The sequence below is a fragment of the Vagococcus penaei genome (genome assembly GCF_001998885.1).
Lineage (GTDB): Bacteria > Bacillota > Bacilli > Lactobacillales > Vagococcaceae > Vagococcus > Vagococcus penaei.
In genome coordinates this window covers 1,503,561-1,525,983 of record NZ_CP019609.1, presented here as the reverse complement: position 1 = coordinate 1,525,983, position 22,423 = coordinate 1,503,561, and the positions used below count along the sequence as shown (strand labels likewise).

The following is a 22,423-nucleotide window of genomic DNA, read 5'->3' as shown; positions in this document are numbered from 1 at the left end:
CCCCTGATGATTCGTATAATATTAAATGAATGGATAAGGAGGGGTTGGCAATGGTTGATAATGAGCATCTTAAAACAAATCAGACTCATTCTAACACGAGTAAATTTGCACGCTTTATTTCAGAATCATCGCAAAAACTATTTTCAAATTTCATTGATGACGATGTCAAAAAGAAAGACCACAAAACCAAAATTTTCAATAAGATTAATCAAGCAATTGCTCAGAAGAGTATTGTCGTTATCCAATATCAAGTGAGTCCAGTTGAACAGTCATTCACACGTTATGAAACCCTAGTTGGACGCATTTATCAGCACCCTAACAATCCCGATTCTTTGGTGATTAAACTACAAAAAAATAATCAAGTTCGTATGATTTCGGCTGACTATATAAAAAAATATCGATTATTAGTCCTGATTATAATCGATCATCATTTATGAATAAATAGAACGAGTTTACTAGCTCGTTCTTTTTTTATTTGTCCTCTAAAATAATTTGTGCAACTGCCACTGTATCAGTATGCGAAATAGATACGTGACAAGTTCCATGAAATGGAGATTTTGTAATAATTGGCTGACCACTATCTGCAGTTAATATTTCAATATCTTGTAACCCCAATTTACCAATCCCAGTTCCATAAGCTTTAGAGAACGCTTCTTTACATGCAAAACGTCCAGCTAAATATTCTACTTGACGTTTATATTTTAAATTATCAAATATTTCCAATTCTTTGTCTGTTAATACCCGTTCAACAAATGAACGCTTATTGGTAACAATATCACGAATCCGGCTTAACTCAACAATATCTAGTCCAATTCCAACAATCATATACTTCCTCCATCCATTATGTTCATTATACAAGTAATTTAATATAAATAACATAAAAAGCCTCCCAAAATGGGAGACTCAACTAGTTACTTTCGTTATTATTACGGATGACAAAGCCACGGCTTTTATCTTTACCTGCTGGTTTTGTGTCTTTCCCTTTATAATTACGTTTTTTATTTCCTTGTTCTTTATTGCGCCAGTTATCACTTTTAGCACCACGATTATCACGGTTGCCACCACGACTACCACCACGATTGCCACCACGGTTATTGCTGTTGCCACCACGGCTACCACCACGATTGCCACCACGTTTTTGAGACGGTAATGGACGTTCTGGAGTAATTTTAACTGGTACTTCAGCTGCATCATCTTTAGAAATTTGTTTGATTAATAAAGCCGCAATATTTTCTGCTGAATAATTTTCTAGTAAATCACTAGCTGCTTCTTGGTATTTTTCTAAACCATTCGCTGCTAATAATTCTTCGATTTCTTTTAGAGCTGTTCCAAGTTGGCCTTTGAATGCTTCTGTTTTTGACGGCGGACGTAATGTTGTCATACGTTTTTTCGTCAATTCTTCAATTACGTGTAAGTAGCTCATTTCATTTGGTGTCACAAATGTAATTGACATACCTTCTTTACCAGCACGTCCTGTTCGACCAATACGGTGAACATAACTTTCTGGATCTTGTGGGATATCATAGTTATAAACATGGCTTACTCCGGAAATATCTAATCCACGAGCAGCTACATCTGTTGCAACTAAAATATCTAATTCGCCATTTTTAAACGCGCGTAAAATGCTCATACGTTTATGCTGTGGTAAATCACCATGAATGCCCTCTGCTTTATATCCACGCATCTCTAATCCACGAGCTAATTCGTCAACGCGACGTTTTGTACGACCAAAAACAATAGTTAATTCTGGATTTTGAATATCGAATAAACGTGTCATTGTATCAAATTTTTCAAACTCTTTACAACGAACATAATACTGATCAATTAAGTTAGCAGTCATTTCTTTTGCTTTAATCTTAACGTGCTCAGGATTGTTCATAAATTTAACACCGATACGTTTAATACTATCTGGCATAGTTGCTGAGAATAATAATGTTTGACGGCTTGCTGGTATTTTAGAAATAATTGATTCAATATCTTCTAAGAATCCCATATTTAACATTTCGTCTGCTTCATCTAAGACTAGTGTTTCAATGGTTTCTAATTTTAATGTGCGGCGATTAATATGATCAAGTAATCGACCTGGTGTTCCAACAATAATGTGTGGTTTATTTTTTAATGCACGAATTTGTCGACCAATATCGGCTCCACCATAAACGGCTTGAACTTTAATTTTTTTATCTTTACCTAAACGGTAGATTTCTTCTTGTGTCTGAATAGCTAATTCTCTTGTTGGAGCAATAACTAGTCCTTGTAACGCATGGTTCTCAGTGTCAATTTTTTGTAACATTGGTAAACCAAACGCTGCTGTTTTACCAGTTCCTGTTTGAGCTTGCCCAATTACGTCTCTTCCTTCTAATGCCAATGGAATTGTTTCACTTTGAATTGGTGTCGCTTCCTCAAACCCGATTGCTTCAACCGATTTTAACAGTACTTCATCTAACTTTAATTCACTAAATTTCAAAAGGTATCCTCCTATAAATCTTTCACTCACGTCAACTTATGCCAAAAATGAGCATTCATATCATCTTATCACATTTTCATAATTGTTACAATCATTACTTGCTAAACTTCCAATAATTTACTGACAACATCAATGAGTTTCATTCCATTACTGCCTTTTAAAAAGACTGTATCTTCTATTGTCACATATTGACAGACATTATCTATTAACGTCTCCTTTTGTTCTATATCATACCATGAGATATTGTTACCAAACATTGGTTTCAGCGATTGATATAACACAAGCATTTCCGGACCATATAAAAACACTTGATCAATCTGTTCTGGAGAAATATGTTCGCTCAAACCTTCATGCATAACAGATGACTCTTTGCCTAACTCTAACATATCACCTAAAATAACAATTTTCCGACCCGATACATCCAGTTGGCTAAATGCGTCTAAGACTAATCTTGTTGCTGTTGGATTAGCGTTATACACATCACTTAGAATTGCTAGTCCATTTTTACTTTCCAGCCATTCTGTTCGATTTTTAGTTAAAGCAAATGTTGCCAAACCAGATTGGATCTTTTTAGGCTCAACTTGCAAGTGATGGCCCAACAACACAGCAATCAGAGCATTTCTAACATTATATGACCCAAGTACAGGGATAGTAAAAGCCACATCTGGAAATAAACTTGTCGTAAACGTTGTTTGTGTTTTACTCATTGTTTCAATAGATCCAGAAATAGTTGCTTCGCTATCAACACCAAACGTTTCAACTGTCTGTTCAATGTCCATAATTAATTCTTTTAACAATGGTTCATCATTTGGAATCACTAGAATTCCTTCTGAACTCATGCCACTAATAATTTCCATCTTAGCTTCAGCAATTCCCATTCTTGAGCCTAAATATTCGATATGAGATTCACCAATTAATGTAATCGCTGCTAAATCTGGTTCACCAATTAAAGATAAGACCTCAATTTCACCTTTATGGTCCATCCCCATTTCTAAAACTAGGACTTCAGTGTCGCTTGGCATGTGTAAAATAGTATACGGTAGCCCAATATGGTTATTGTAATTTCCTTGCGTTTTATATGTTTGATAGGTTGTCGCCATAACTGCTGCTGTCATGTCTTTAGTAGTCGTCTTACCGTTACTTCCCGTAATAGCCACGACTTTTGGCTGAACTTGCTTTAAATACCATTTTGCTAATTGTTGTAAAGCCTCTAATGTATCCCTAACTTGTAAAAAAGGAATGTCTTCAGCTAATGGACGATCCGTTAAGACTAAACTTGCTCCTTGAGTTAATGCTTGGTCGATAAAGTCATGGCCATCGCGCTCCCCTTTTAAAGGAACGAATAAACTATTTTTAACAATATGACGTGTATCAAACTCAACCGAATTGACAATGTGCTTATGACAAGCCTTTGAAACTGACATTGGTTGAATTGCCTCAGTGAGTTGTTTTAGCGTTAATTCCATACCACTCTCTCCAATCAAATGAAAAAAGCCGAACTAATTTGTCCAGCTTTTATTATTAATAAACTTTGATACTTTGTTTCTTTTCATAGCGTAGTTTCGCTAACTGAATCAATTCTTCTAACAAATCACTATAGCCAAGCCCCATATTTTCCCATAATAATGGGTACATACTAAATGGTGTAAATCCTGGTAATGTATTGATTTCATTTAAGAACACATCATTATTTGCTGTCACAAAAAAGTCACAACGGCTTAATCCACTACAATCTAAAATTTTATAAGCTTTCTCAGCAAAGTGACGCATCTTCTCGTGTAATTCATCAGAAACATCTGCAGGGATTTGCAATTCCACTTGGTTATCGATGTATTTTGATTCATAAGTATAGAAGTCAACATCTTTTACAATCTCACCTGCTAGTGTAGTCCGTACTTCATCATTACCTAATACAGCTACCTCTAATTCACGTGCTTCGATTCCTTGCTCAACCACGACACGACGATCATAACTGAATGCTTCCTCTAAAGCACTTTCTAATTCTTCTCGATTATTAGCTTGATTAATCCCAACACTTGATCCTAAATTAGCTGGTTTAACAAACATTGGATAAATTAATGACCCTTCACAACGCGAATAAATAATTTCTTTATCATTTTCATAATCTTGTTTAGCTACAGCGACATAAGGTAACTGAGGAATACCAGCTTGTTGGAATAGTTGCTTAGCAGTAATTTTATCCATCGCACACGCACTAGCTAGAACACCAGCACCAACATAAGGCATATCTAAGACTTCAAATAAGCCTTGAACTGTTCCATCTTCACCATTTGGACCATGTAAAACTGGAAAAATGATTGTATTTTTTTCTTTAATGTCAGCAGGCGTAATCGGTTGAGCATTAGCTAATGTTAAATGTAATTCGTCTTGACTCGTTGGTGCCTGTTTAAAAATCGGCCCGCGTAGCCAACTACCCATTTTATCAATATAAATTGTCTGTACTTCATAATAATTATAATATATGGCTTTCATAACAGAAAATGCTGAAAGAATCGACACATCATGTTCCGCACTCTTCCCACCATAAATTAAAGCAATTTTCATAGTAATCCCCCTAATTTTTTTCATGACTAATTATACTTTATTTCACTCAAAAAACCTAGTCAATGCCTTAATAAAGATAAAAAACGAGTCATAGTCATCAAGGAAACAAAATTTTACTAAATTCCTACTTGATAACTTTACTCGTTTTCAAATTAATTTTAAACCTCTTCTAAAATTAATACTATTATTTTGACGCATAAAAACTATCGAAATGTTCTTTTTGTACAGACCACTTTTTCTGAGCAACATCATAACTAATGGACCCAATCTGTTCATCCGATTTAAAATATGGTTGGTCAACTTTACGCAAATTGTCTTCAACAATATAAATAGGCACTCGGAAGAATCCATTTTTCAATCCAGCTTGTGACGTATCGAAGATAACGCCTTCTTGCATAACTAATTTTAGACGCTCCACAATGTCCACTGGCATTTCCGTAATAATTATTTTTTTCTAAAGAAAGAAACTGACGTATTTATTTTATCATCTACTAACAAAGATAATTTTTTAGATAATATCCGATAAAAATCATCAATATTTCGATAATAAACTTTTGTTGTATCTTCATTAATTTCAAAAAAAGCATAATTATTTTGTAACTTATAGAAAAAAGGAGAATTTAATTGTGATTTCATATGACCAAAATATAACAACTCAGCAACTTCATTAGCTGTCAGACGCTGCAAGACATCGTAATCTTCAAAATCGATCCATTTGGTTTCCTGACCTTTTTTCTGACTCATAATTGCGAGATAACTATCAACAAAACGAGCACCTCGAATCACACGAAAACCTGTGTGGGTCTCATATTCACCATTTTGGTCTATTGGATTTAACAATAATAAATTTTGAGGTCGATGCAATGTATAACGATAAAAATCATTATGTGTTAGTCCTCTAGATAAAATTGAGTTGCTCACTCTGTCTAAATGAACATACAAATAATCTCGCAACATTACTCACCCCTTTCTCCTTAAACTACTAATGTATATAGTAACTATACCACTTATCATACTAGAATAGCTAACTTTAATAGATTAAATTTTTATTACAGTAGTCCTTAAAAAGTGTTATTTAGCAACATTAATGTAACAGTCAAAAAGTAAACGGATTTATCCACTTTTTTCGACGGCTGTGGTATGATAGAGTTACTAAAAAAAGGGAGGGAACGCTCATTTCAAAAAAACAAAACCCTAACCAACCACCGACTCGGTCGCAACGAAATCGACGTCAAAAAAAACAGCCTAAAACATGGGGAACACGAATTAAAAATACCTTAATCAACCTACTGATTCTCTGTCTGTTAGTCGTTGGTTTAGCCTTAGTTTTTAACAATCAAATTAAAAACTATTTAGTTAAAGATACAACACAAAAATTTACTGTTAATAACTATACAGCAACAGATATTAAAAAAAATCAAGACAAAAAAGCCACCTTTGATTTTGAAGATGTCCAGTCATTGGACTTTAATTTAGTCGCTGAAGCTCGAAATAATACCGCTAATATGCATGTATTAGGTGGCATTGCCATTCCCAGTGTCGATTTGAATTTACCAATTTTTAAAGGTGTCTCAAATTATTCAATCGCAATTGGTGCGGGAACTATGAAAGAAGACCAAGTCATGGGGAAAGGTAATTACGGCTTAGCTAGTCATTATATGTACGATCCTAAACTGTTATTTGCGCCATTAGTACGTGTAGAGATGGGTAGCTCTATTTATCTGACCGATTTAGACTATATTTATGAGTATAAAGTCACGATGAAGGAATATGTCGAGCCAACACGTATTGAAATTATTGATGACGTCCCTGGTAAGCGACTAGTAACTTTAGTAACGTGTGACGTCAGTGGTGAAAATCGTCTTATTGTTCAAGGTGAGTTAGTAAAAGTCACTGCTGGTAATGCCGCAACAAAAGATATGACAGAGGCATTTAAGTTACCCCAAAGTAATTAAGTAAACAAGATTCATTAATTAAATTTATCAAAAATGACCTACTCCAAAACAGGAGATAGGTCATTTTTTTCCTAGCGCGTTTTCTTCTACTATTAAAAATACTGGCGAGAGTATGCTGAATTAATTCTAGTAAATAACGTACTTCTTACAATCGCACTTTTGACATTTCACAATCTCATAAAAAAGGAGTCTTTAGTTAGAAGGGTCCCTTTGAGTTGTTTGTGGTAGAGCAATTCAGATTCACAATGTTGATGTCTGTAAGTCTTAGTCAGTCTACGGCTTACGATAAAATCAGAAAAATTAAGAATAAAGTAAGTTATACAGATCTGTTGAAAAGTTTAAAATAAAAAATCAGTTTCGCATGATGTCCACTTTTTAAGTAGGAACTACTGTCAGTTGTTTTAAGTTCATCGTATACCAAAAAGCCAAAGAGATTTCCGTCTCTTCGACTTTTTTATGTAGTGCGTTCACATAAACTTTTTGAGCTTTCCTTATTCATCATCCATAGGAATAGCCACATAATCTTTCGACATGTTATCTCTAATAACTCCTGGAATTGACTCCCAAGAAACGAAAGAAATTCGGCGTACATATAACCCTTTATGTTGGACCATAGCATAATTTTTTCCTTCAGGAGACTGTCCTCCTTCAAAAGTTAGTAGACTAGTATCACCAAAAGGATCGTTGACTACCCTAATATTCTTATATGGATCAGGAAATTGGGCGATGTTTTCTTCCCTTTTCTTTAAGCTATATTTTTCCCCTCCGTTATACGTTACTTTTTTGGGTAATGTGGCATAACCTATCTCCATTTTCATGAATGGATTAAATCTATCGACTAATTGATTTTTGTATTGATATGTATTCAAAAATATAATTCCTGTTAAGACCAGTAAGCTACCTATAACTAAGCCATATTTATATATTTTTTTCTGTCGAAGATCTTTGTCAATTTTTTCCACTATCTTCACATCTCCTCTCAAAAACTCGTCTAAAGATATATCAAATATATCTGATAATTTTATTATCATAGAAACATCCGGATAGGTTCTTCCTGTTTCCCAACTTGAAATCGTTTTGTCAGATACATTCAATTGTTCGCCTAATTCTTTTTGTGTTAATTGATTAGACTGTCGGAATTCTTTTATTCTTTTGCTTATCTCCATTGAAATAACCTCCTAGTTTCATTATGCTTAATTTATACTCTATTTCTACCTTATCCTTGTAGAATTACTATTCTAAACACTCTACAAGTTGTAGATACGTCAATTTTACCATTAAAATCAATGTAAAAATAACAATCACTCAGAATAGAAAAAAACTGTTGAATCCAAAGATAGATTCAACAGTTTTTTAATTATTTTAACTATACGCTACTCATCCTTATAATTTTGGTAAATAGAAATTGCGATTATCTAAGCCAAAAATACGCTCTGTGTATTCACCCGGACTTACTTGTTTTAATGAGCCTAACATCATCTGAATCGAAGCATCTAAATTATCAATGTGATGTAAAATTTCCGCCTCCATGATTTTAGGGCGCACAGGTGACCCATATTCTAGCAATCCATGATGGGCAAGGACAACGTGTTTTAACACTAAAATATCTTCTTCTTGGTCATCCATATTTAGTTCTACGCAAGCTTTTGTAATTTCTTCATCTGCCATCACGATATGTCCTAGTAAGTTGCCAGATAACGTGTATTCCGTCGACAACGCGCCACTTAATTCTTTGACTTTACCTAGATCATGAAGAATAATACCTGCATATAACAATGCTGGATTTACTTCAACGTATTGCTGACACACAGTTTTTGCTAATCGCAACATGGTCACTGTATGAAAGGCTAGCCCACCTGCAAATGCATGATGATTACGTTTAGCTGCTGGAAAATCAAAAAATTCTTTTTGATATTTTGTTAAAATATGGCGGACAATCCGATGCCATTTTCCATGGTCAATCGCAAATAGGAATGTATTGATTTCCTCACGCATGTCCTCACTATTAACGGGCGCTTTTTCCATATAGAGTGTCGGATCATTTGGCTCACCCTCATGTGTTAATCGCAAACTAATAATTTTAACTTGGGGCATGTTTTGATATGTCTCACGCTTACCACCCAGACAAACCACTCTTCCGGCTTGAAATTTTTCAATTTCATCATCAGATGCTCCCCAATACTTCCCATCAATCGTCCCTGATGTATCTTGGAATGTGAACGCAATAAACTTTTTACCATTGCGTGCCACACGGACATCAGCGTTTTTTAACAAAACAAATAGTTCAAATGTTTCATCAACGACTAGTTCTCTTAATTTTTTCATTCAAAACGCTCCTTACAATGCAATAACTGCTTGTTTCGTTTGATCAAAATATTCCTTCATGTCTTTGTCAGAAGATAGACAAATCACTTGGGACTCTTTACCTAAAAATTGAATTAATTTAAACAATGTTTCTTTGCGTTTCCAATCAAAATGCAACCAACCATCATCAATAATAATTGGACTATGATAATCACTTTGATGCATTTGAATAAAGGCTAAACGGAACGAAATATATAGCTGATCTCTAGTACCAGTTGATAATTGTGTTGTTGCTAATGTTTGCCGCTGAGCATCTTTCACAACTAGTTGACTATCTTTGATTAGCACTTGTGTGTATCGTTCTTCAGTTAGTAAATTAAAGTAATTCGATACTGCCGTCAGTAAGCTCGGTAACTGCTGGTCAGATAGAAATTGAAACAACTCTTGGATAATTTCCTCAGCCATACGATAGACTAACCAATCATCTGAAAGTTGTCGTATCACACTTAATTGATTAGCCTGTTGTTGATACAATTCATCCAATGTACCATTTTTTTCCATTTCTTTGATATCAAATCGGACAGCTTGTAACGCATCTTGTGTCTTAGTAATCTCTTGTTCAGTTGCGTCTTTCGCCAATGATACTTGAATTAAACCATCATTAATTGAGGCTAAATCATAGGTTTGTGTCAAATCAAAATAATCTTCTAAGCGTAAACGTAAATCAGCTAATTCGCGCTGATTACTTTGAAGATTTGTTTGTTGTGATAACCAACTGATTACATCATCTAATTTTGTCATTTTTTGATCAGCTGTTAACTCGATTAATTTATTTAGTAAAGTTGATTGGTCCTGACGAAGCGTGTCTATGGTTTGTTGGAAAGATTCGGTTTTAGCATAAGCTACACGTTCAGTTTGTGCTAGAGCTTGTTGATCAGAAACAAACTGTTGTACAGCTTGGTATTGTTCACGAACTTTATCTGTTTCTAGTCCAATCCATTGTTTTGTAAATGCTAAATCCTCTTGGAATGTCTGCAACTTAGACTCGCACTCAGCTAATTGTTCTTTGCTTTGAGCAATTTTGCGTTGCAATTCTTGAAGCTGTACAACAACAGGAATTTTAGTTAACCAAGATGTTAATGTCTCTTTTAAGCGAAAGCCATATAACTTATGCCAAATCAATTTTTGATCCTCTATAACTGATAGTTGATTAGCCGTTGTTTCCAATTTATCATCCATTTTATTTAACTCATAAGCTAGCTCGTCTGCCTCAGCTAATTGTTTTTGATAATAATCTTTAGTTACCATTGGATTAAAGCTTGATACTGCTTGTTGTGCTGGTTCTGTAGCTGACTTAATCCAAAGGAAAACACCACCACCAACTAATAATACTGCTGGAACAATCAATAAAAGATTGGGTAGCAAAATCATTAGTAATAAGAATATAACTCCGATCGCTCCTAAAACAACACTAATCATTTGATTGGTACTAAAACCACGTCGACTAGCCACTTGATTCTGCGGTTGTGATTGCTCCATTGCCTCTTCCATACTCGTTAGTTGTTGGTCGAGCTCTTTCTTACGTATCATTAACCGACTTTTTTCATTCGTTAGAATAATCTTCTCACGAATTAAAATTTCCTCGCGTTCAGCCACGCCTTCAATCTCTTTTATCACACCTTGGTCTAGCTTTTCAGTCGTCACTCCTTGATCCATGTCATGAGTCGCACATAATTGTTCCAATTGGTGACTCTCATCTACCACTTGCTGTGTCAACATCTCTTGACGCTCACTTAATGATTCGACTGTCATTTGATTGGCAAGTAATTGATTGAATAAGGTTTGATTATCTAAATAGAACATAAAAGCTGGAGACACATTTTCTTGTTGCGTCGCTTGTTGTTCAAGCAATTCTTTTTCTTTCGCCTCTAAAAAACGATACTCTTGCAAGTTATCCTGAACTGCCATTACCGTTTGTGGTTCAGATGGTCTTGTCGCACCAACTTCTTGTTCTAGACTAGTGTACTCAACATATAAAGCAAACCGCTTTTGTTGCTCAATAAAACGTTGTTCTTGAGTAACTTCTTCTACCAAACGTTGCCGTAAGTTAACCAAATTCTCTGTTAACGCGTCTTGTTCTGCTAACTTCGTGCGATAACTTTGTTCTTGATTTTCAATTGCTGTAATTTTTTGTTCAAGTAATTTAAACTCTTTTAATTGACGATTGAGTTCAGGTAAGCGCCCTGTTGGTTTAAAAATTTGTTGACGTTCTTTAAGAAATACATCAGTTAAATTATTTAATTGTCCACTACCAGTTAGACCAACTGACAGCAGTAAATGCTGCAATCGTACCTCATCCATTTGAGTTAAATCAGTTAATTGTTCGTGTTGAAAACTAAAAACTTGATCAAATAGTTGGCTAGTTAACGGACTAATAATTTTCTTCAATAGTGACTCTTGACCCGTTTGACCATCTTCTAATGTAACATTGGCTTGACCCTTAGCCTTATTCTTAAACCGTTCAATTGTTACATGACCATATGTCGGATGATCTAATTCTAAGCGTCCACCATAAGAAGATCCTGATAATGGTTCAAAATCACGTGTCATCTCTCGCTTATTTGGAAAACCAAATAACATCGCTCGAATGAATTGATAAATCGTGGATTTACCTGATTCATTTCCACCAAAAATTAATTGTGAACCCTCAGTTAAATAGAAGGTTTGATTGTCAAATTGACCAAAGCCTTGAATATGTAAACTCGTTAGTTTCATTGGACAACCTCACTTTTAAATCGGATTTTATCTTTGATTAACTGTGTGCTACGTGCAATACACTCCGTCACATCATGTTCATCCCATTCTAACCGGCTAGCAATTACCGAATTCTGTAAAATATCACTCCCGATGCGCTTAAACTCACTCATATCATAAAACTTACGACTCAAATCATCAATTAAGTCAGCCTCAAATCCCATCACTAAATCATCGCTAAAGGATTCAGTCAAACTAACTTGAGTCAGATATTTTTTCTGGTCAGTTAGGGTTAACAACTCTTGTTGAAGGTAATCCGTAATTTCCCGTTGGTCTTGTTGTAAATCTAATAAATAATCAGATTTTCCACACTGTAAGGCTAAGTTGATCACCAGTAAATCCGAATCAACAGGAACCGTTGTTAGATAGTCTAAAACGACTTTTAATAATTCTTGGCGATCTTTGATTGTCTCAACATCAATCATAATGTTGTCCCAAACAATTGGAGCTAGTTGGTGCCACTCATAATCTACTTGACCATTTTTTAGTGTCACACTCACGACACCTTTACCTTGTGTTTCTTTACGCTGATGTCCTTGCGGTGTACCGGGATAAATCGTTGCAGGATGCTCCCGTATCACGTCACTCTTATGAATATGACCAAGCGCCCAGTAATCATAACTTGGCGTCAAATCAGAAATGGTAAATGGCGCATAGTTTCCATCTTTACCAACTTGTCCATGATAAAAACCAATATGATAAGTCGCTTGTGTATTCCGTTCTGGGAACTCAAGTGCTTTGTAATCTGTAATCCACTGGTGTTGATAAGAAAAACCACTAATCGCAACTGTTTCCCCATTTTTTAACGGTAAGATTTTAGTTTCGACCGCTTCTTCTGTAAACAGTAGGACATTTTCAGGCCACTCAAACCAATAGCGAGTCGGTGAATAGTAATCGTGATTACCAAATGATAAGACAACCGTTATGCCTTGATCGTTCAAACGATTAAATTGTTCAATCAGTATTGCTTGAATTCGAATAGATGACACAGCTTGATGAAATGTATCACCAACAATCAATAAAAAGTCCACAGCTTCGTTGATACACTGATCGACTAAACGTGTTAAGACAGTCTCATTCGCCTGATTAACCAGTTGTTTTACTGTTTCGTTATCCGTATTAATTCCTGAAAATGGCTGATCAATATGTAAATCGGATGTATGAATAAATTTCATGTCACCACTCCTTTCTGTTTATCATACCTAGTTTTAGGTTATTTTTCTAGAAAAAAATAAGGGTGGTAAGCTTATCACTTAATCACCCTTATAAGTTGGTTAATTAATCCATTTGGTATAATTCTTGAACTGGTGTCATGATAATACGATTTAAATCGTTAATAACCATACTAAACGCTTGCTCTTTTTCCATTAAAGCTTGGATTAACTCAGATTCTTTGACGCGTTCAGCGATAGCTTGTGATGCTGTAATGTCTTCTTCTGTAATTTCTAATCCTTGCATTTGCTTTTGTTGTAAAGTCATTTGAAGTGTTTGAAATTCTTTAAATAAATCAAAGACTGCATTATTAGCTTTCATGTCTGTAAAGGCTAATTGTAATGCCTTATATTCGTTTGTTTCACGAATTTCTTTTTCTAATTGGTTCGCTGTATCATAGATATTTACTGTCATGATAAGTCTCCTTCTGTTCATAAAATATACTACGTTTTCATTGTAACATGCTTCGTTTTAAATTCCTATTAATTACTGAGAAAAACGACCCCAGAAATTATCTAGGACATCCCCAACACGGTCAACACCTTGTTTAATACCATCAGTCACTTTATTGACACCTTCTTTGACGCCATTACCAAAATTATTGGCACTATCTTTTACCTTATTACCTAAGCCATCCCAATCCGTGCTTTCATCACTAGATGATTCACTATTTTGTTGACTCACATCAGCAACTGAAAATGGGGTGTTTGGTGAAGCTGCTAAAATCCGTTCCATCTCATCTTTGAAAATTCCAGAAAGTAAACTACTGCTTGACCCCGTCAGATAATGATCTTTTCCACTCTTATCAAATCCAATCCAAGTCGCAACAACAACATCTGGTGTATAACCAATAATCCATTGGTCTTTTGACATACCATCCGCATTAATATTTTCCGTCGTTCCTGTTTTACCAGCAATCGTAAAGCCACTTGGATTGGCTTCAATCCCCGTACCGGAACTAAAGACACCCTGCAACATACTCGTCATTGACTCAGCAACTTCTGGTGTCGTTACACGTGTTGACTTAGATTTCGCATTCTCATAAATAATCGCGCCAGTAGGATCTTCAATTCGGGTTATAAAATGGGGATCTTGCCGCACTCCTTCATTGGCAAAAACACTATAGGCACTAGCCATAGCAAGTGGCGTCGTTCCTTTAGTTAATCCACCTAAAGCTAAGCCATAGTAACGGTCTTTCTCATCCAATTTAATTCCAAACTGTTCGGCTTTTTTATAACCACGGTCAATGCCCATTTCATGTAGTAACCAGACAGCTGGAGCATTTAAACTCTGAGCTAAGGCATCATACATTGGAACTTCACCACTGTAAGTTCGTGAATAGTTTTGTACATCATAGTAATCTAGGGCTTCATCTTTTAAAATATCTTCTGGCTGATAACCGGCTTCTAATGCTGATGTATAAACAGACAATGGTTTCATTGTTGAGCCCGGTGACAAATTGGAGTTCAATGCCCGATTAAACCCTCGATACTGATACTCACGACCAGCAATCACACCCATGACCCCACCCGTTTTAGGGTCGACGGCTATCGATGTCCCTTCAACAATTGCACCATCTTTTGCATTTTGAGGGAATAAACTATCATTCGCAAATGTTTGATCCATTCCTTGTTGATATTGTTGATCTAATGAAGTGAATATTTTATATCCTCCATTAGAAATCTCATCATCCGTTAGTTTTGTCACTCTAACGGCTTCATCAATTACCGCATCAAAATAAGACGGGTAACGATAAGAACCGTGGTCTGGTTGATAATTATCATTAACATATAATGGTTCAGACATCAGTTGTTTCGCTGTGGCCTCATCTAATTTTCCATTATCAACCATTACTGATAGCACTGTATCGCGTCTAGCAATAGCATTATCCATGTGATCAATTGGGTTATAGATACTTGGGCCTTTTAACATACCCGCTAAAACTGCCGCTTCATCAATCGTGACATCTTTAGCGTCTTTACCAAAGTATTTACGTGACGCATCTTGGACACCCCAGACACCATTACCAAAATAGGCTTTATTCAAATACATTTCTAAAATTTCATCTTTGGAATATTTTTTTTCAATCTCAATCGCTAGAAATAACTCACGGGCCTTCCTTGTTAACGTTTGGTCAGCGCTCAGCTTCGCGTTTTTCGCTAGCTGTTGGGTAATTGTACTACCTCCACCACCACTGGCATTACGATTAATGACGCCACGGACAGCCGCCCGAGCAATCCCTTTAACATCGTACCCGTGGTGCTCATAAAATCGCCGATCTTCGGTTGATACAACTGCATCTTTAATATAAGGCGATATTTGGTCAATCTGAACAAAACTACCCTTCGCTCCGTAAACAGCAAGCGTCCCAGCTTTTTCATTATCACGATCATAAATCGTTGTGACTTGTTCTAAACCAGTTTTTAACGTGTCAATATTTGCTGTTTTAGCTAAATAAAACAGATAAATACTGCTAATTAATGTAATAGATAGAGCTAACAAAAGTAAAATTTTATTAATATAAAACTTCTTCCAAATACGTTTACGCCACTTTCTAAATCGTATCCAATGAGGCTTAAACCACGTCCAACCTTGCGCTAGCTTCTCTCTACAAACAGTTAGTATTTTTTTAACGTCCATAGTCTCTCCTCTAATAGTATTTATAATTATCCTTGTTAAAATAATGACTTCATTCTAACACAGGTCTGACAAATAAAAATGAGTCCAAAGTCCGAACCGTCCTTTAGTTTATCATGAAGTTATTAATTTTCTATGTTACAATTTTAAAAAAAGCATAAAGAATCGTTGAATAAATTAAAAGGAGGTCAAATTAATGGAATTAACTATTTCATTGCCAGAAAACCAACCCGATACTACCATACGAACTTTACTTGAAGACGAGTGGCTAATCCCAAGAAAAGTCCGTCACTTTTTACGCACACGAAAAAATGTCCGTTTAAATCAACAACCTGTGATGTTTCATGAAATCGCACATGCTAAAGATGTAATAACCCTATACTTCGAAGATGATGACTATCCTAAACCGATTATTTCATTAGGCCAAGCAGATAAAGTCTCTATTTTATTTGAAGATGAACACATTATCATTGTCGATAAACCCGCGGGCGTAAAAACACATCCTAACCAACCAAATGAAACCGATACCTTATTCAATCATGTGGCTGCTTACTTAGTTACTCAAAATCAAGTTCCTTATGTCGTACATCGATTGGATAAAGAAACTAGCGGAGCCATTGTATTTGCAAAAAATCCGATTGTTTTACCCATACTTGGACGAATGCTCGAAAAAAAAGAAATTACACGCCTTTATGAAGCTGAAATTGATGGCCAACTGACGACACCGTCGCTCACAATTAATAAAAAAATTGGCCGCGACCGACATGATCGTCGCAAACGTATTGTCGATTCACGAAATGGGCAGCATGCTATCACACACGTCACTGTGAACCAAACTATGTCTCGTACCTCATGGGTGACATGCCAATTAGAGACTGGTCGGACCCATCAAATTAGAGTTCATTTAGCAGCAATTGGGCATCCGATTATGGGTGATCCTTTGTATCATCCACGTCCAAACGCACGGAAACGTCTGCAACTACATGCTAAACAATTATCATTACAACATCCCTTTACGAAAAAATTAATTGACGTATCGACCGATTCACGATTAGCACCTAACTAATCGCCTAGTAGACATTAGAAATCAGAGACTTTCAATATTACGACACTCTATCACTAATTTGTTTGACTTTTAGGAGTATGCTCCACTTTAAAAACTATCTTATGGTAAAATAATAAGCAATACGAAAGGGGCTTCTGATTATGAAACGTAAAATGATTCATGTCTCATTTATCATTGTCGCATTGCTCTTATTTTTCTTCATTAAGCCAAATCCCTTGGTCAATTTATGTTTAATTGCGCTCTTTGCTTGGTGGATTTGGTTGAGCCCTTTCAACAAATAAACTGACTAATCACTGTACTTAAAAGGAGACTGTATGTTTTTTATTCTATCAACTTTACTTATTTTTATCGTATCGATTAAAATAGCATCGTTAATTGGTGCCATTTTATTAGCAACCTTTTTCAAATTAAAACAACGAATTCAAGGGTTATCTGACCAGGAATGGGGACATTATTTTGATTCAATGGATACATATGGCTTGTTATTACGTATGTATATAGCCTATTTTGTCGCTCTAACTGGCGTTGCTATTTTTAATACCTTTTTATTTTGGCATGGCTTTTTTGGTTATGGCATCGCTCTAATTTTGGCCGGTCTATTTTATACTTATTCACGATACAAACAAAATAAGGATAAAATCAGACAACTGTTTAACAAAAAAAGCTAACTGGAAATTTTATATCAAACAAAAAATCATACCAATAAAAATCTTTATTAATAACTAAAAGACGTTCGCTAAAATGATTTAGCGAACGTCTTTTAGATTATTTAGTTTAATACGCTCTTGCCCAATGCATCATGTACTTAGCATCTTCACCAGTCCACAAATCTTTCACACCAGTTAAATCATCGTTTTGGTGCTCAAAACTCCAACAACGTGTCGTTGCACCAGTTTCTTCTTTCACCATATCTTCAACTGCTTCATCACCAGCCCAAGGTGCTAAAACAAAACCACCTTCAGCAATTAACTCATTGAATTCTTCTTTAGTATGAGCTACGCGTGTTTTTTCTTGTTGTCTTTCTTTGGCACGGTTAAACATATCCACATGAATAGTGTCAAGCAACTCAAGTAATGTCGCATTTAAGTTATCGTCTAGTGGTAATGTCACTTTTTCTAACGTGTCACGACGAACAGCTACAACGTGACCTGCTTCAATATCTTTAGGTCCAATTTCTAAACGAATTGGGTAACCCTTCATCTCCGCTTCACTAAATTTCCAGCCTGGTTGTTTGTCACTATCGTCCACTTTAACCGTCATATCGCTTGCTAATTGAGCTTTCAAGTCAAAGGCTTTATCAAGAACGCCTTCTTTGTGTTGAGCGATTGGGACAATCATAACTTGAGTTGGTGCTACTCTTGGAGGTAAGACTAATCCACGGTCATCACTATGAACCATAATCATCCCACCAATTGAGCGAGTCGTAATTCCCCAAGAAGTTGTGTTAACGAATTGTTCCTTACCTTCTTTGTCAGTATACATAATCTCAAAGGCTTTTCCAAAATGGTCTCCCAAGTTGTGCGATGTAGCAATTTGTAAGGCTTTACCATCATACATTAATGTTTCATTTGTATATGTTTTATCCGCTCCGGCAAATTTTTCACTTTCAGATTTAATTCCAGTTACAATTGGAATCGCTAAAACATCTTGACACACACGTACATATAAATCTAAAATATTACGCGCTTCAGTATCCGCTTCTTCATAACTAGCATGGCTCGTATGACCCTCTTGCCAGAAAAATTCAGTCGTACGTAAAAATGGACGTGTATTTTTCTCCCAACGTACCACACTTACCCATTGATTATATAAAACAGGCAAATCACGGTGAGAATGAATAATCTTTTTAAAATGTTCACAGAATAACACTTCAGATGTTGGACGAACAGCTAAACGTTCTTGTAATTCGTTGTTCCCACCTTGGGTTACCCAAGCAACTTCTGGTGCAAAGCCTTCAACGTGCTCAGCTTCTTTTAATAATAAACTCTCAGGGATAAACATTGGCATTAAGACATTTTCATGACCTGTTGATTTTAGCTCAGTATCAATAATTTCCTTAATTTTTTCCCATAATGCTGTCCCGGTTGGGCGAACAACCATACACCCTTTCACACTTGAATAGTCACATAATTCTGCTTTTAAACACACATCCGTATACCATTTTGCAAAATCATCATCTCGACTTGTAATTTGCTTCACAAAACCATTTTTCTTAGCCATTTTAGTGCCTCCTATTTTTTGAAATTCAATACTTTTCTATAAAAAAAATAAAAAACTCTACTTGATGCAAGGACCTGAATCGGCGGTACCACCTTGCTTCAAAGTAGAGTTTACTTTACAACTTATGTTTAGATGATAAAGGTATCTAACCTAGTAATCTGGTAGGTTCAAGGACTTACATTAAAATCTTTCAGCAAATGATTTCTCTCTGTCAATGGTAAGTGACCCTTTACTATTCCAAAAGTGTGCTATTTAATTTATTCATTTATTAATCTACTCAGGTTAATCATTTATTGTCCGTATTCACTAACTATTCTAATCAATCAACTTAATGACTAATTTGCCGTTATGACACACGTTCGATTCTATCATTCTTCAAATTTAATGTCAATTACGACTCAATAGTCAACACTTGTAGCTAACGGAATTAACGGAAAGCTTGTAATGCGTGACTATCGATTTCCGTTTCATACTTTTCAAAGAATGTTGCTAATTTACTAACCACTTCATGATTTTTACCAAACATATCATTTTCAACTTGTAGGACTAATAACGGTTCATGTAAACTTAAGCGTAATAAAAACCAACCCGAACCATATGTTTCATTGACATTAACTCGGATACCTTCTTCATTATCAAAATCAACAGTAAAACCTGGCGTTTCATTCACAAAATCTTCCAATCGACTAATAATTGCTCGTCCTGTCGCGCGATCATCCGTTGTTTTAATTTTAAAACGGTATTCATCTGTTTCCACTGGCTGTTTTAACCCTGAAATAAGGTCACTTAATGTCTTACCCTCTTGACGCAATTTAGGAAGTAGCATTAAAATCTTAGCAATCACATATGCCCCATCGTCTAAAAAGTAATTTTCCTTGAAAGCTGCATGTCCGCTTGTTTCAATGGCTAATGGTGTAGAAATGCCTTGTTTATTCAATTCTATCGCTTTGTTAATCACATTGCGGTAGCCACATAAGTAACGAACTTGTTTGCCTCCTAAAGATTCAATAAACGTTTTCAAATGACTTGACGTTGGGGAGTTAGTCACAATCGTTTGATTGGCACCATCGACTAAAATAATTTGTGCTAAAACAGCGATTAGATTATTTCGATTGATGACAGCTCCAGTAGCATCAACAACCGCTGCTCGATCAACATCTGTGTCAAAAATAACACCTAAATCAGCTTGATTTGCTAAAACCGCTTGGCGGATGCTAGCCATTGCTTCTTTATTATCCGGATTAGGCATATGGTTTGGAAAATGACCATCTGGTTCTAAAAATTGGCTACCGGTAATATCCGCACCTAAGGCTTCCAAAACTAAAGGTGCAAAGAAACCACCCGCACCATTTCCAGCATCTAAAACAATATGAAATCCTGCTAAAGGTTTTTCTAAAGATGTTCCCTGTTGAATCTTAGTCACTAAATCTTGTGCATAAGTTGGGATAATTGATTGAGTAATCACTTGTCCTGATTGATTTTCCAAATTTATAGTATCTGTATGAGACATAATAAAATCAATATCTTCATGCTCGGCGCCACCATCACGGGTAAAAATTTTAATACCGTTATAGTAGTAAGGCAAATGACTCGCTGTAATCATCACACTTGCATCTACATCAAAATCAGCAAACTTGGTTGCCATAAACATAGCCGGTGTGGTTGCTAATCCGGTATCAATGACAGTAACGCCTGCTTTCAACCATGTCTCAACCAAGGCTTCTTTCAACACATCTGCAGATAAACGACTATCATGTCCAATGGCTAATTTAAGTCCCGATAACGGTAACTTTTTCTGTTGGGTTAACCAGTTTAGAATCCCAAAACCAATTTGCTTCGCTTCAGTGGCTGTCAAGGTTGCTGGAAATTCCTCCGTAGTAATCGCAATTCCACGAATATCTGACCCGTTTTTTAATTTTTCTAACGTCATGTTTGCTCCTCCTAATAAGACCGTTTACATTACTGACATAATCTATTATACCAAAAGACACCCTAAAAAAACTAGCTAAGCTTATTGCCTCTTACCTCTTGCTTAGTATATAAATGACTAATTTCATGGGCGCTTATTTTTACGCCCTTCACAAATAATGGTACAATAATGAAAATAATACTTTGAATGAAAGAAGGTTTTAGGATGCAACAACCAGCAGATGTTTTAACATTTTGGTTTAAGGATGCCACACCAGAACAACGCTTTAAAAAAGATATTGCTTTTGATCAACAAATTCGTCAACAATTTTTTGAGACACATCAAGCTCTAGCTAAATGTGAAGGAGCTAACTGGCGCCAAACAATTCATGGGCGCTTAGCTGAAATCATTGTTCTTGATCAATTCTCACGTAATATGTTTCGTCAGACTCCACAAGCTTTTGCCTATGATTCACTGGCCTTAATTTTGGCACAAGAAGCGGTTGCTACCCAGCAAACTGAGCAATTGACTACTGATGAACTAGCCTTTCTACTAATGCCATACATGCATTCAGAATCACCTATCATTCACCAAGAAGCCGTTAAACTTTTTGCGAGTCCAGGACTTGAGTCTTATCTTGATTTTGAAATTCAACATAAAACTATAATTGACCGTTTTGGTCGCTACCCACATCGCAATGTCATCTTAGGACGTTTATCAACAGTGGAAGAATTAGCCTTTTTAGGTACACCTAACTCATCATTTTAACTAAAAAAAGCTGTTTTAAACGTTAGAAGAAACGTTCTAAACAGCTTTTTTCTAAACAGAAGTATTGAATAAATTAAAACTAATTAGGCTCATTAGGACAGACAATAATAATAGAATAGCCATGATTAAAATTGGCATAAACGTTAAAATCTTATCTTGTTGGCTTTTTACAGGTAAAGTCCGGTAGTAAAAGAATGCTATAATTACACCAACAAAATTAAGTGTTAAAACTTGTTGAATCATAGCGAATACTAGATATCTACCAAGAATACTATGTTGACTTACTTGAGTTTTATCAATCATCAAAAGCATTAAAGCTAGTACAATCATTAGACAGCTTAATAATAAGCCTACTGCAAATGTACCAGTATTAGTTAATAATTCTTTAAAAGTGACTGATAATTTCAAACTAGTCATACCTGTGTAACAGAGGAAGACAACAGGTATAAGTATCCAATATCCTACTAATATATTTCTCCATAAATTAGTTCGCTTGATTCCAAACATAG

The 22,423-nt window shown here is 35.6% G+C and carries 21 protein-coding genes; 6 read left to right on the top strand and 15 right to left on the bottom strand.

Annotated elements, in window-relative coordinates:
- Nucleotides 1-50 precede the first annotated feature (50 nt).
- The gene (locus BW732_RS07295; RefSeq protein WP_077276129.1) at nucleotides 51-437 is read left to right on the top strand and encodes a hypothetical protein; all 387 of its coding nucleotides are present in this window, start codon (nucleotides 51-53) and stop codon (nucleotides 435-437) included.
- 34 nt (nucleotides 438-471) lie between these two features.
- Here BW732_RS07295 and acpS read toward each other — a convergent pair whose 3' ends face one another.
- From acpS to BW732_RS07265, 6 genes are all read right to left on the bottom strand, one after another.
- Complete coding sequence (gene acpS, locus BW732_RS07290; protein WP_077276128.1) at nucleotides 472-825, bottom strand: holo-ACP synthase; 354 nt, start codon at nucleotides 823-825, stop codon at nucleotides 472-474.
- Between the two features lie 82 nt (nucleotides 826-907).
- Complete coding sequence (gene cshA / locus BW732_RS07285) at nucleotides 908-2,464, bottom strand: degradosome RNA helicase CshA (RefSeq protein WP_077276127.1); 1,557 nt, start codon at nucleotides 2,462-2,464, stop codon at nucleotides 908-910.
- Nucleotides 2,465-2,565: 101 nt separating this feature from the next.
- Nucleotides 2,566-3,930 (bottom strand): UDP-N-acetylmuramoyl-tripeptide--D-alanyl-D-alanine ligase, encoded by a 1,365-nt coding sequence (locus BW732_RS07280; RefSeq protein WP_077276126.1) that lies wholly within the window; start codon nucleotides 3,928-3,930, stop codon nucleotides 2,566-2,568.
- A gap of 55 nt (nucleotides 3,931-3,985) precedes the next feature.
- On the bottom strand, nucleotides 3,986-5,029 hold the full coding sequence (locus BW732_RS07275) for a D-alanine--D-alanine ligase (RefSeq protein ID WP_077276125.1): 1,044 nt from the start codon (nucleotides 5,027-5,029) through the stop codon (nucleotides 3,986-3,988).
- A 184-nt stretch (nucleotides 5,030-5,213) separates the two neighbouring features.
- Complete coding sequence (locus tag BW732_RS07270; protein WP_077276124.1) at nucleotides 5,214-5,456, bottom strand: hypothetical protein; 243 nt, start codon at nucleotides 5,454-5,456, stop codon at nucleotides 5,214-5,216.
- Nucleotides 5,457-5,473: 17 nt separating this feature from the next.
- Nucleotides 5,474-5,986, bottom strand: coding sequence for a hypothetical protein (locus tag BW732_RS07265; RefSeq protein ID WP_077276123.1), 513 nt, complete (start codon nucleotides 5,984-5,986; stop codon nucleotides 5,474-5,476).
- A 503-nt stretch (nucleotides 5,987-6,489) separates the two neighbouring features.
- On the opposite strand from BW732_RS07265, the gene BW732_RS11620 reads away from it, so the two are divergent.
- Complete coding sequence (locus BW732_RS11620; RefSeq protein ID WP_228414923.1) at nucleotides 6,490-6,984, top strand: class A sortase; 495 nt, start codon at nucleotides 6,490-6,492, stop codon at nucleotides 6,982-6,984.
- 491 nt (nucleotides 6,985-7,475) lie between these two features.
- Here the strand turns inward: BW732_RS11620 and BW732_RS07255 are convergent, their stop codons facing one another.
- The 6 genes from BW732_RS07255 to BW732_RS07230 all read right to left on the bottom strand — a co-directional run bounded on the left by BW732_RS07255 (nucleotide 7,476) and on the right by BW732_RS07230 (nucleotide 15,954).
- Nucleotides 7,476-8,150: a helix-turn-helix domain-containing protein gene (locus BW732_RS07255; protein WP_077276121.1), complete on the bottom strand. Its 675-nt coding sequence runs from the start codon at nucleotides 8,148-8,150 to the stop codon at nucleotides 7,476-7,478.
- 217 nt (nucleotides 8,151-8,367) lie between these two features.
- Entirely contained in the window at nucleotides 8,368-9,309 is a 942-nt protein-coding gene (locus tag BW732_RS07250; RefSeq protein WP_077276120.1) for a 3'-5' exoribonuclease YhaM family protein, read from the bottom strand.
- Between the two features lie 12 nt (nucleotides 9,310-9,321).
- Entirely contained in the window at nucleotides 9,322-12,063 is a 2,742-nt protein-coding gene (locus tag BW732_RS07245; RefSeq protein ID WP_077276119.1) for an ATP-binding protein, read from the bottom strand.
- On the bottom strand, nucleotides 12,060-13,277 hold the full coding sequence (locus BW732_RS07240) for a metallophosphoesterase family protein (RefSeq protein ID WP_077276118.1): 1,218 nt from the start codon (nucleotides 13,275-13,277) through the stop codon (nucleotides 12,060-12,062). The genes BW732_RS07245 and BW732_RS07240 overlap by 4 nt, the downstream gene beginning before the upstream one ends.
- A 103-nt stretch (nucleotides 13,278-13,380) precedes the next feature.
- Nucleotides 13,381-13,728: a YlbF/YmcA family competence regulator gene (locus tag BW732_RS07235; RefSeq protein WP_077276117.1), complete on the bottom strand. Its 348-nt coding sequence runs from the start codon at nucleotides 13,726-13,728 to the stop codon at nucleotides 13,381-13,383.
- A gap of 72 nt (nucleotides 13,729-13,800) precedes the next feature.
- Entirely contained in the window at nucleotides 13,801-15,954 is a 2,154-nt protein-coding gene (locus BW732_RS07230) for a PBP1A family penicillin-binding protein (RefSeq protein ID WP_077276116.1), read from the bottom strand.
- Nucleotides 15,955-16,147: 193 nt separating this feature from the next.
- On the opposite strand from BW732_RS07230, the gene BW732_RS07225 reads away from it, so the two are divergent.
- The 3 genes from BW732_RS07225 (at nucleotide 16,148) to BW732_RS07220 (ending at nucleotide 17,685) form a co-directional block, all read left to right on the top strand.
- Nucleotides 16,148-17,017 carry an RluA family pseudouridine synthase gene (locus tag BW732_RS07225; protein WP_077276115.1) on the top strand — a complete coding sequence of 290 codons (870 nt, stop codon included), beginning with the start codon at nucleotides 16,148-16,150 and terminating at the stop codon, nucleotides 17,015-17,017.
- Nucleotides 17,018-17,157: 140 nt separating this feature from the next.
- Nucleotides 17,158-17,298, top strand: coding sequence for a hypothetical protein (locus BW732_RS11425; RefSeq protein ID WP_161485535.1), 141 nt, complete (start codon nucleotides 17,158-17,160; stop codon nucleotides 17,296-17,298).
- 33 nt (nucleotides 17,299-17,331) lie between these two features.
- Nucleotides 17,332-17,685, top strand: a complete 354-nt coding sequence (locus BW732_RS07220; RefSeq protein ID WP_077276114.1) for a hypothetical protein — start codon at nucleotides 17,332-17,334, stop codon at nucleotides 17,683-17,685.
- A 106-nt stretch (nucleotides 17,686-17,791) separates the two neighbouring features.
- Here BW732_RS07220 and proS read toward each other — a convergent pair whose 3' ends face one another.
- Together proS and BW732_RS07210 are read right to left on the bottom strand one after the other, a co-directional pair.
- Nucleotides 17,792-19,237 carry a proline--tRNA ligase gene (proS, locus tag BW732_RS07215; RefSeq protein ID WP_077276113.1) on the bottom strand — a complete coding sequence of 482 codons (1,446 nt, stop codon included), beginning with the start codon at nucleotides 19,235-19,237 and terminating at the stop codon, nucleotides 17,792-17,794.
- Nucleotides 19,238-19,664: 427 nt separating this feature from the next.
- Complete coding sequence (locus BW732_RS07210) at nucleotides 19,665-21,167, bottom strand: phosphohexomutase domain-containing protein (RefSeq protein WP_077276112.1); 1,503 nt, start codon at nucleotides 21,165-21,167, stop codon at nucleotides 19,665-19,667.
- A 204-nt stretch (nucleotides 21,168-21,371) separates the two neighbouring features.
- On the opposite strand from BW732_RS07210, the gene BW732_RS07205 reads away from it, so the two are divergent.
- Nucleotides 21,372-21,914, top strand: a complete 543-nt coding sequence (locus BW732_RS07205; protein ID WP_077276111.1) for a DUF924 family protein — start codon at nucleotides 21,372-21,374, stop codon at nucleotides 21,912-21,914.
- A 51-nt stretch (nucleotides 21,915-21,965) separates the two neighbouring features.
- On the opposite strand, the gene BW732_RS07200 is transcribed toward BW732_RS07205, so the two are convergent.
- Nucleotides 21,966-22,421, bottom strand: a complete 456-nt coding sequence (locus tag BW732_RS07200) for a hypothetical protein (RefSeq protein WP_126844283.1) — start codon at nucleotides 22,419-22,421, stop codon at nucleotides 21,966-21,968.
- Nucleotides 22,422-22,423 lie beyond the last annotated feature (2 nt).

Excerpts from the sequence above, each read along its gene's own strand:
- BW732_RS07255 (WP_077276121.1), bottom strand. The coding sequence starts at position 8,150 with ATGGAGATAAGCAAAAGAATAAAAGAATTCCGACAGTCTAATCAATTA.
- BW732_RS07250 (WP_077276120.1), bottom strand. The coding sequence starts at position 9,309 with ATGAAAAAATTAAGAGAACTAGTCGTTGATGAAACATTTGAACTATTT.
- BW732_RS07295 (WP_077276129.1), top strand. The coding sequence starts at position 51 with ATGGTTGATAATGAGCATCTTAAAACAAATCAGACTCATTCTAACACG.
- BW732_RS07235 (WP_077276117.1), bottom strand. The coding sequence starts at position 13,728 with ATGACAGTAAATATCTATGATACAGCGAACCAATTAGAAAAAGAAATT.
- BW732_RS07200 (WP_126844283.1), bottom strand. The coding sequence starts at position 22,421 with ATGTTTGGAATCAAGCGAACTAATTTATGGAGAAATATATTAGTAGGA.
- acpS (WP_077276128.1), bottom strand. The coding sequence starts at position 825 with ATGATTGTTGGAATTGGACTAGATATTGTTGAGTTAAGCCGGATTCGT.
- BW732_RS07240 (WP_077276118.1), bottom strand. The coding sequence starts at position 13,277 with ATGAAATTTATTCATACATCCGATTTACATATTGATCAGCCATTTTCA.
- BW732_RS07275 (WP_077276125.1), bottom strand. The coding sequence starts at position 5,029 with ATGAAAATTGCTTTAATTTATGGTGGGAAGAGTGCGGAACATGATGTG.
- BW732_RS07265 (WP_077276123.1), bottom strand. The coding sequence starts at position 5,986 with ATGTTGCGAGATTATTTGTATGTTCATTTAGACAGAGTGAGCAACTCA.
- BW732_RS07220 (WP_077276114.1), top strand. The coding sequence starts at position 17,332 with ATGTTTTTTATTCTATCAACTTTACTTATTTTTATCGTATCGATTAAA.
- proS (WP_077276113.1), bottom strand. The coding sequence starts at position 19,237 with ATGGCTAAGAAAAATGGTTTTGTGAAGCAAATTACAAGTCGAGATGAT.
- BW732_RS07280 (WP_077276126.1), bottom strand. The coding sequence starts at position 3,930 with ATGGAATTAACGCTAAAACAACTCACTGAGGCAATTCAACCAATGTCA.
- BW732_RS11425 (WP_161485535.1), top strand. The coding sequence starts at position 17,158 with ATGAAACGTAAAATGATTCATGTCTCATTTATCATTGTCGCATTGCTC.
- BW732_RS07225 (WP_077276115.1), top strand. The coding sequence starts at position 16,148 with ATGGAATTAACTATTTCATTGCCAGAAAACCAACCCGATACTACCATA.
- BW732_RS07230 (WP_077276116.1), bottom strand. The coding sequence starts at position 15,954 with ATGGACGTTAAAAAAATACTAACTGTTTGTAGAGAGAAGCTAGCGCAA.
- BW732_RS07210 (WP_077276112.1), bottom strand. The coding sequence starts at position 21,167 with ATGACGTTAGAAAAATTAAAAAACGGGTCAGATATTCGTGGAATTGCG.
- BW732_RS07205 (WP_077276111.1), top strand. The coding sequence starts at position 21,372 with ATGCAACAACCAGCAGATGTTTTAACATTTTGGTTTAAGGATGCCACA.
- BW732_RS07245 (WP_077276119.1), bottom strand. The coding sequence starts at position 12,063 with ATGAAACTAACGAGTTTACATATTCAAGGCTTTGGTCAATTTGACAAT.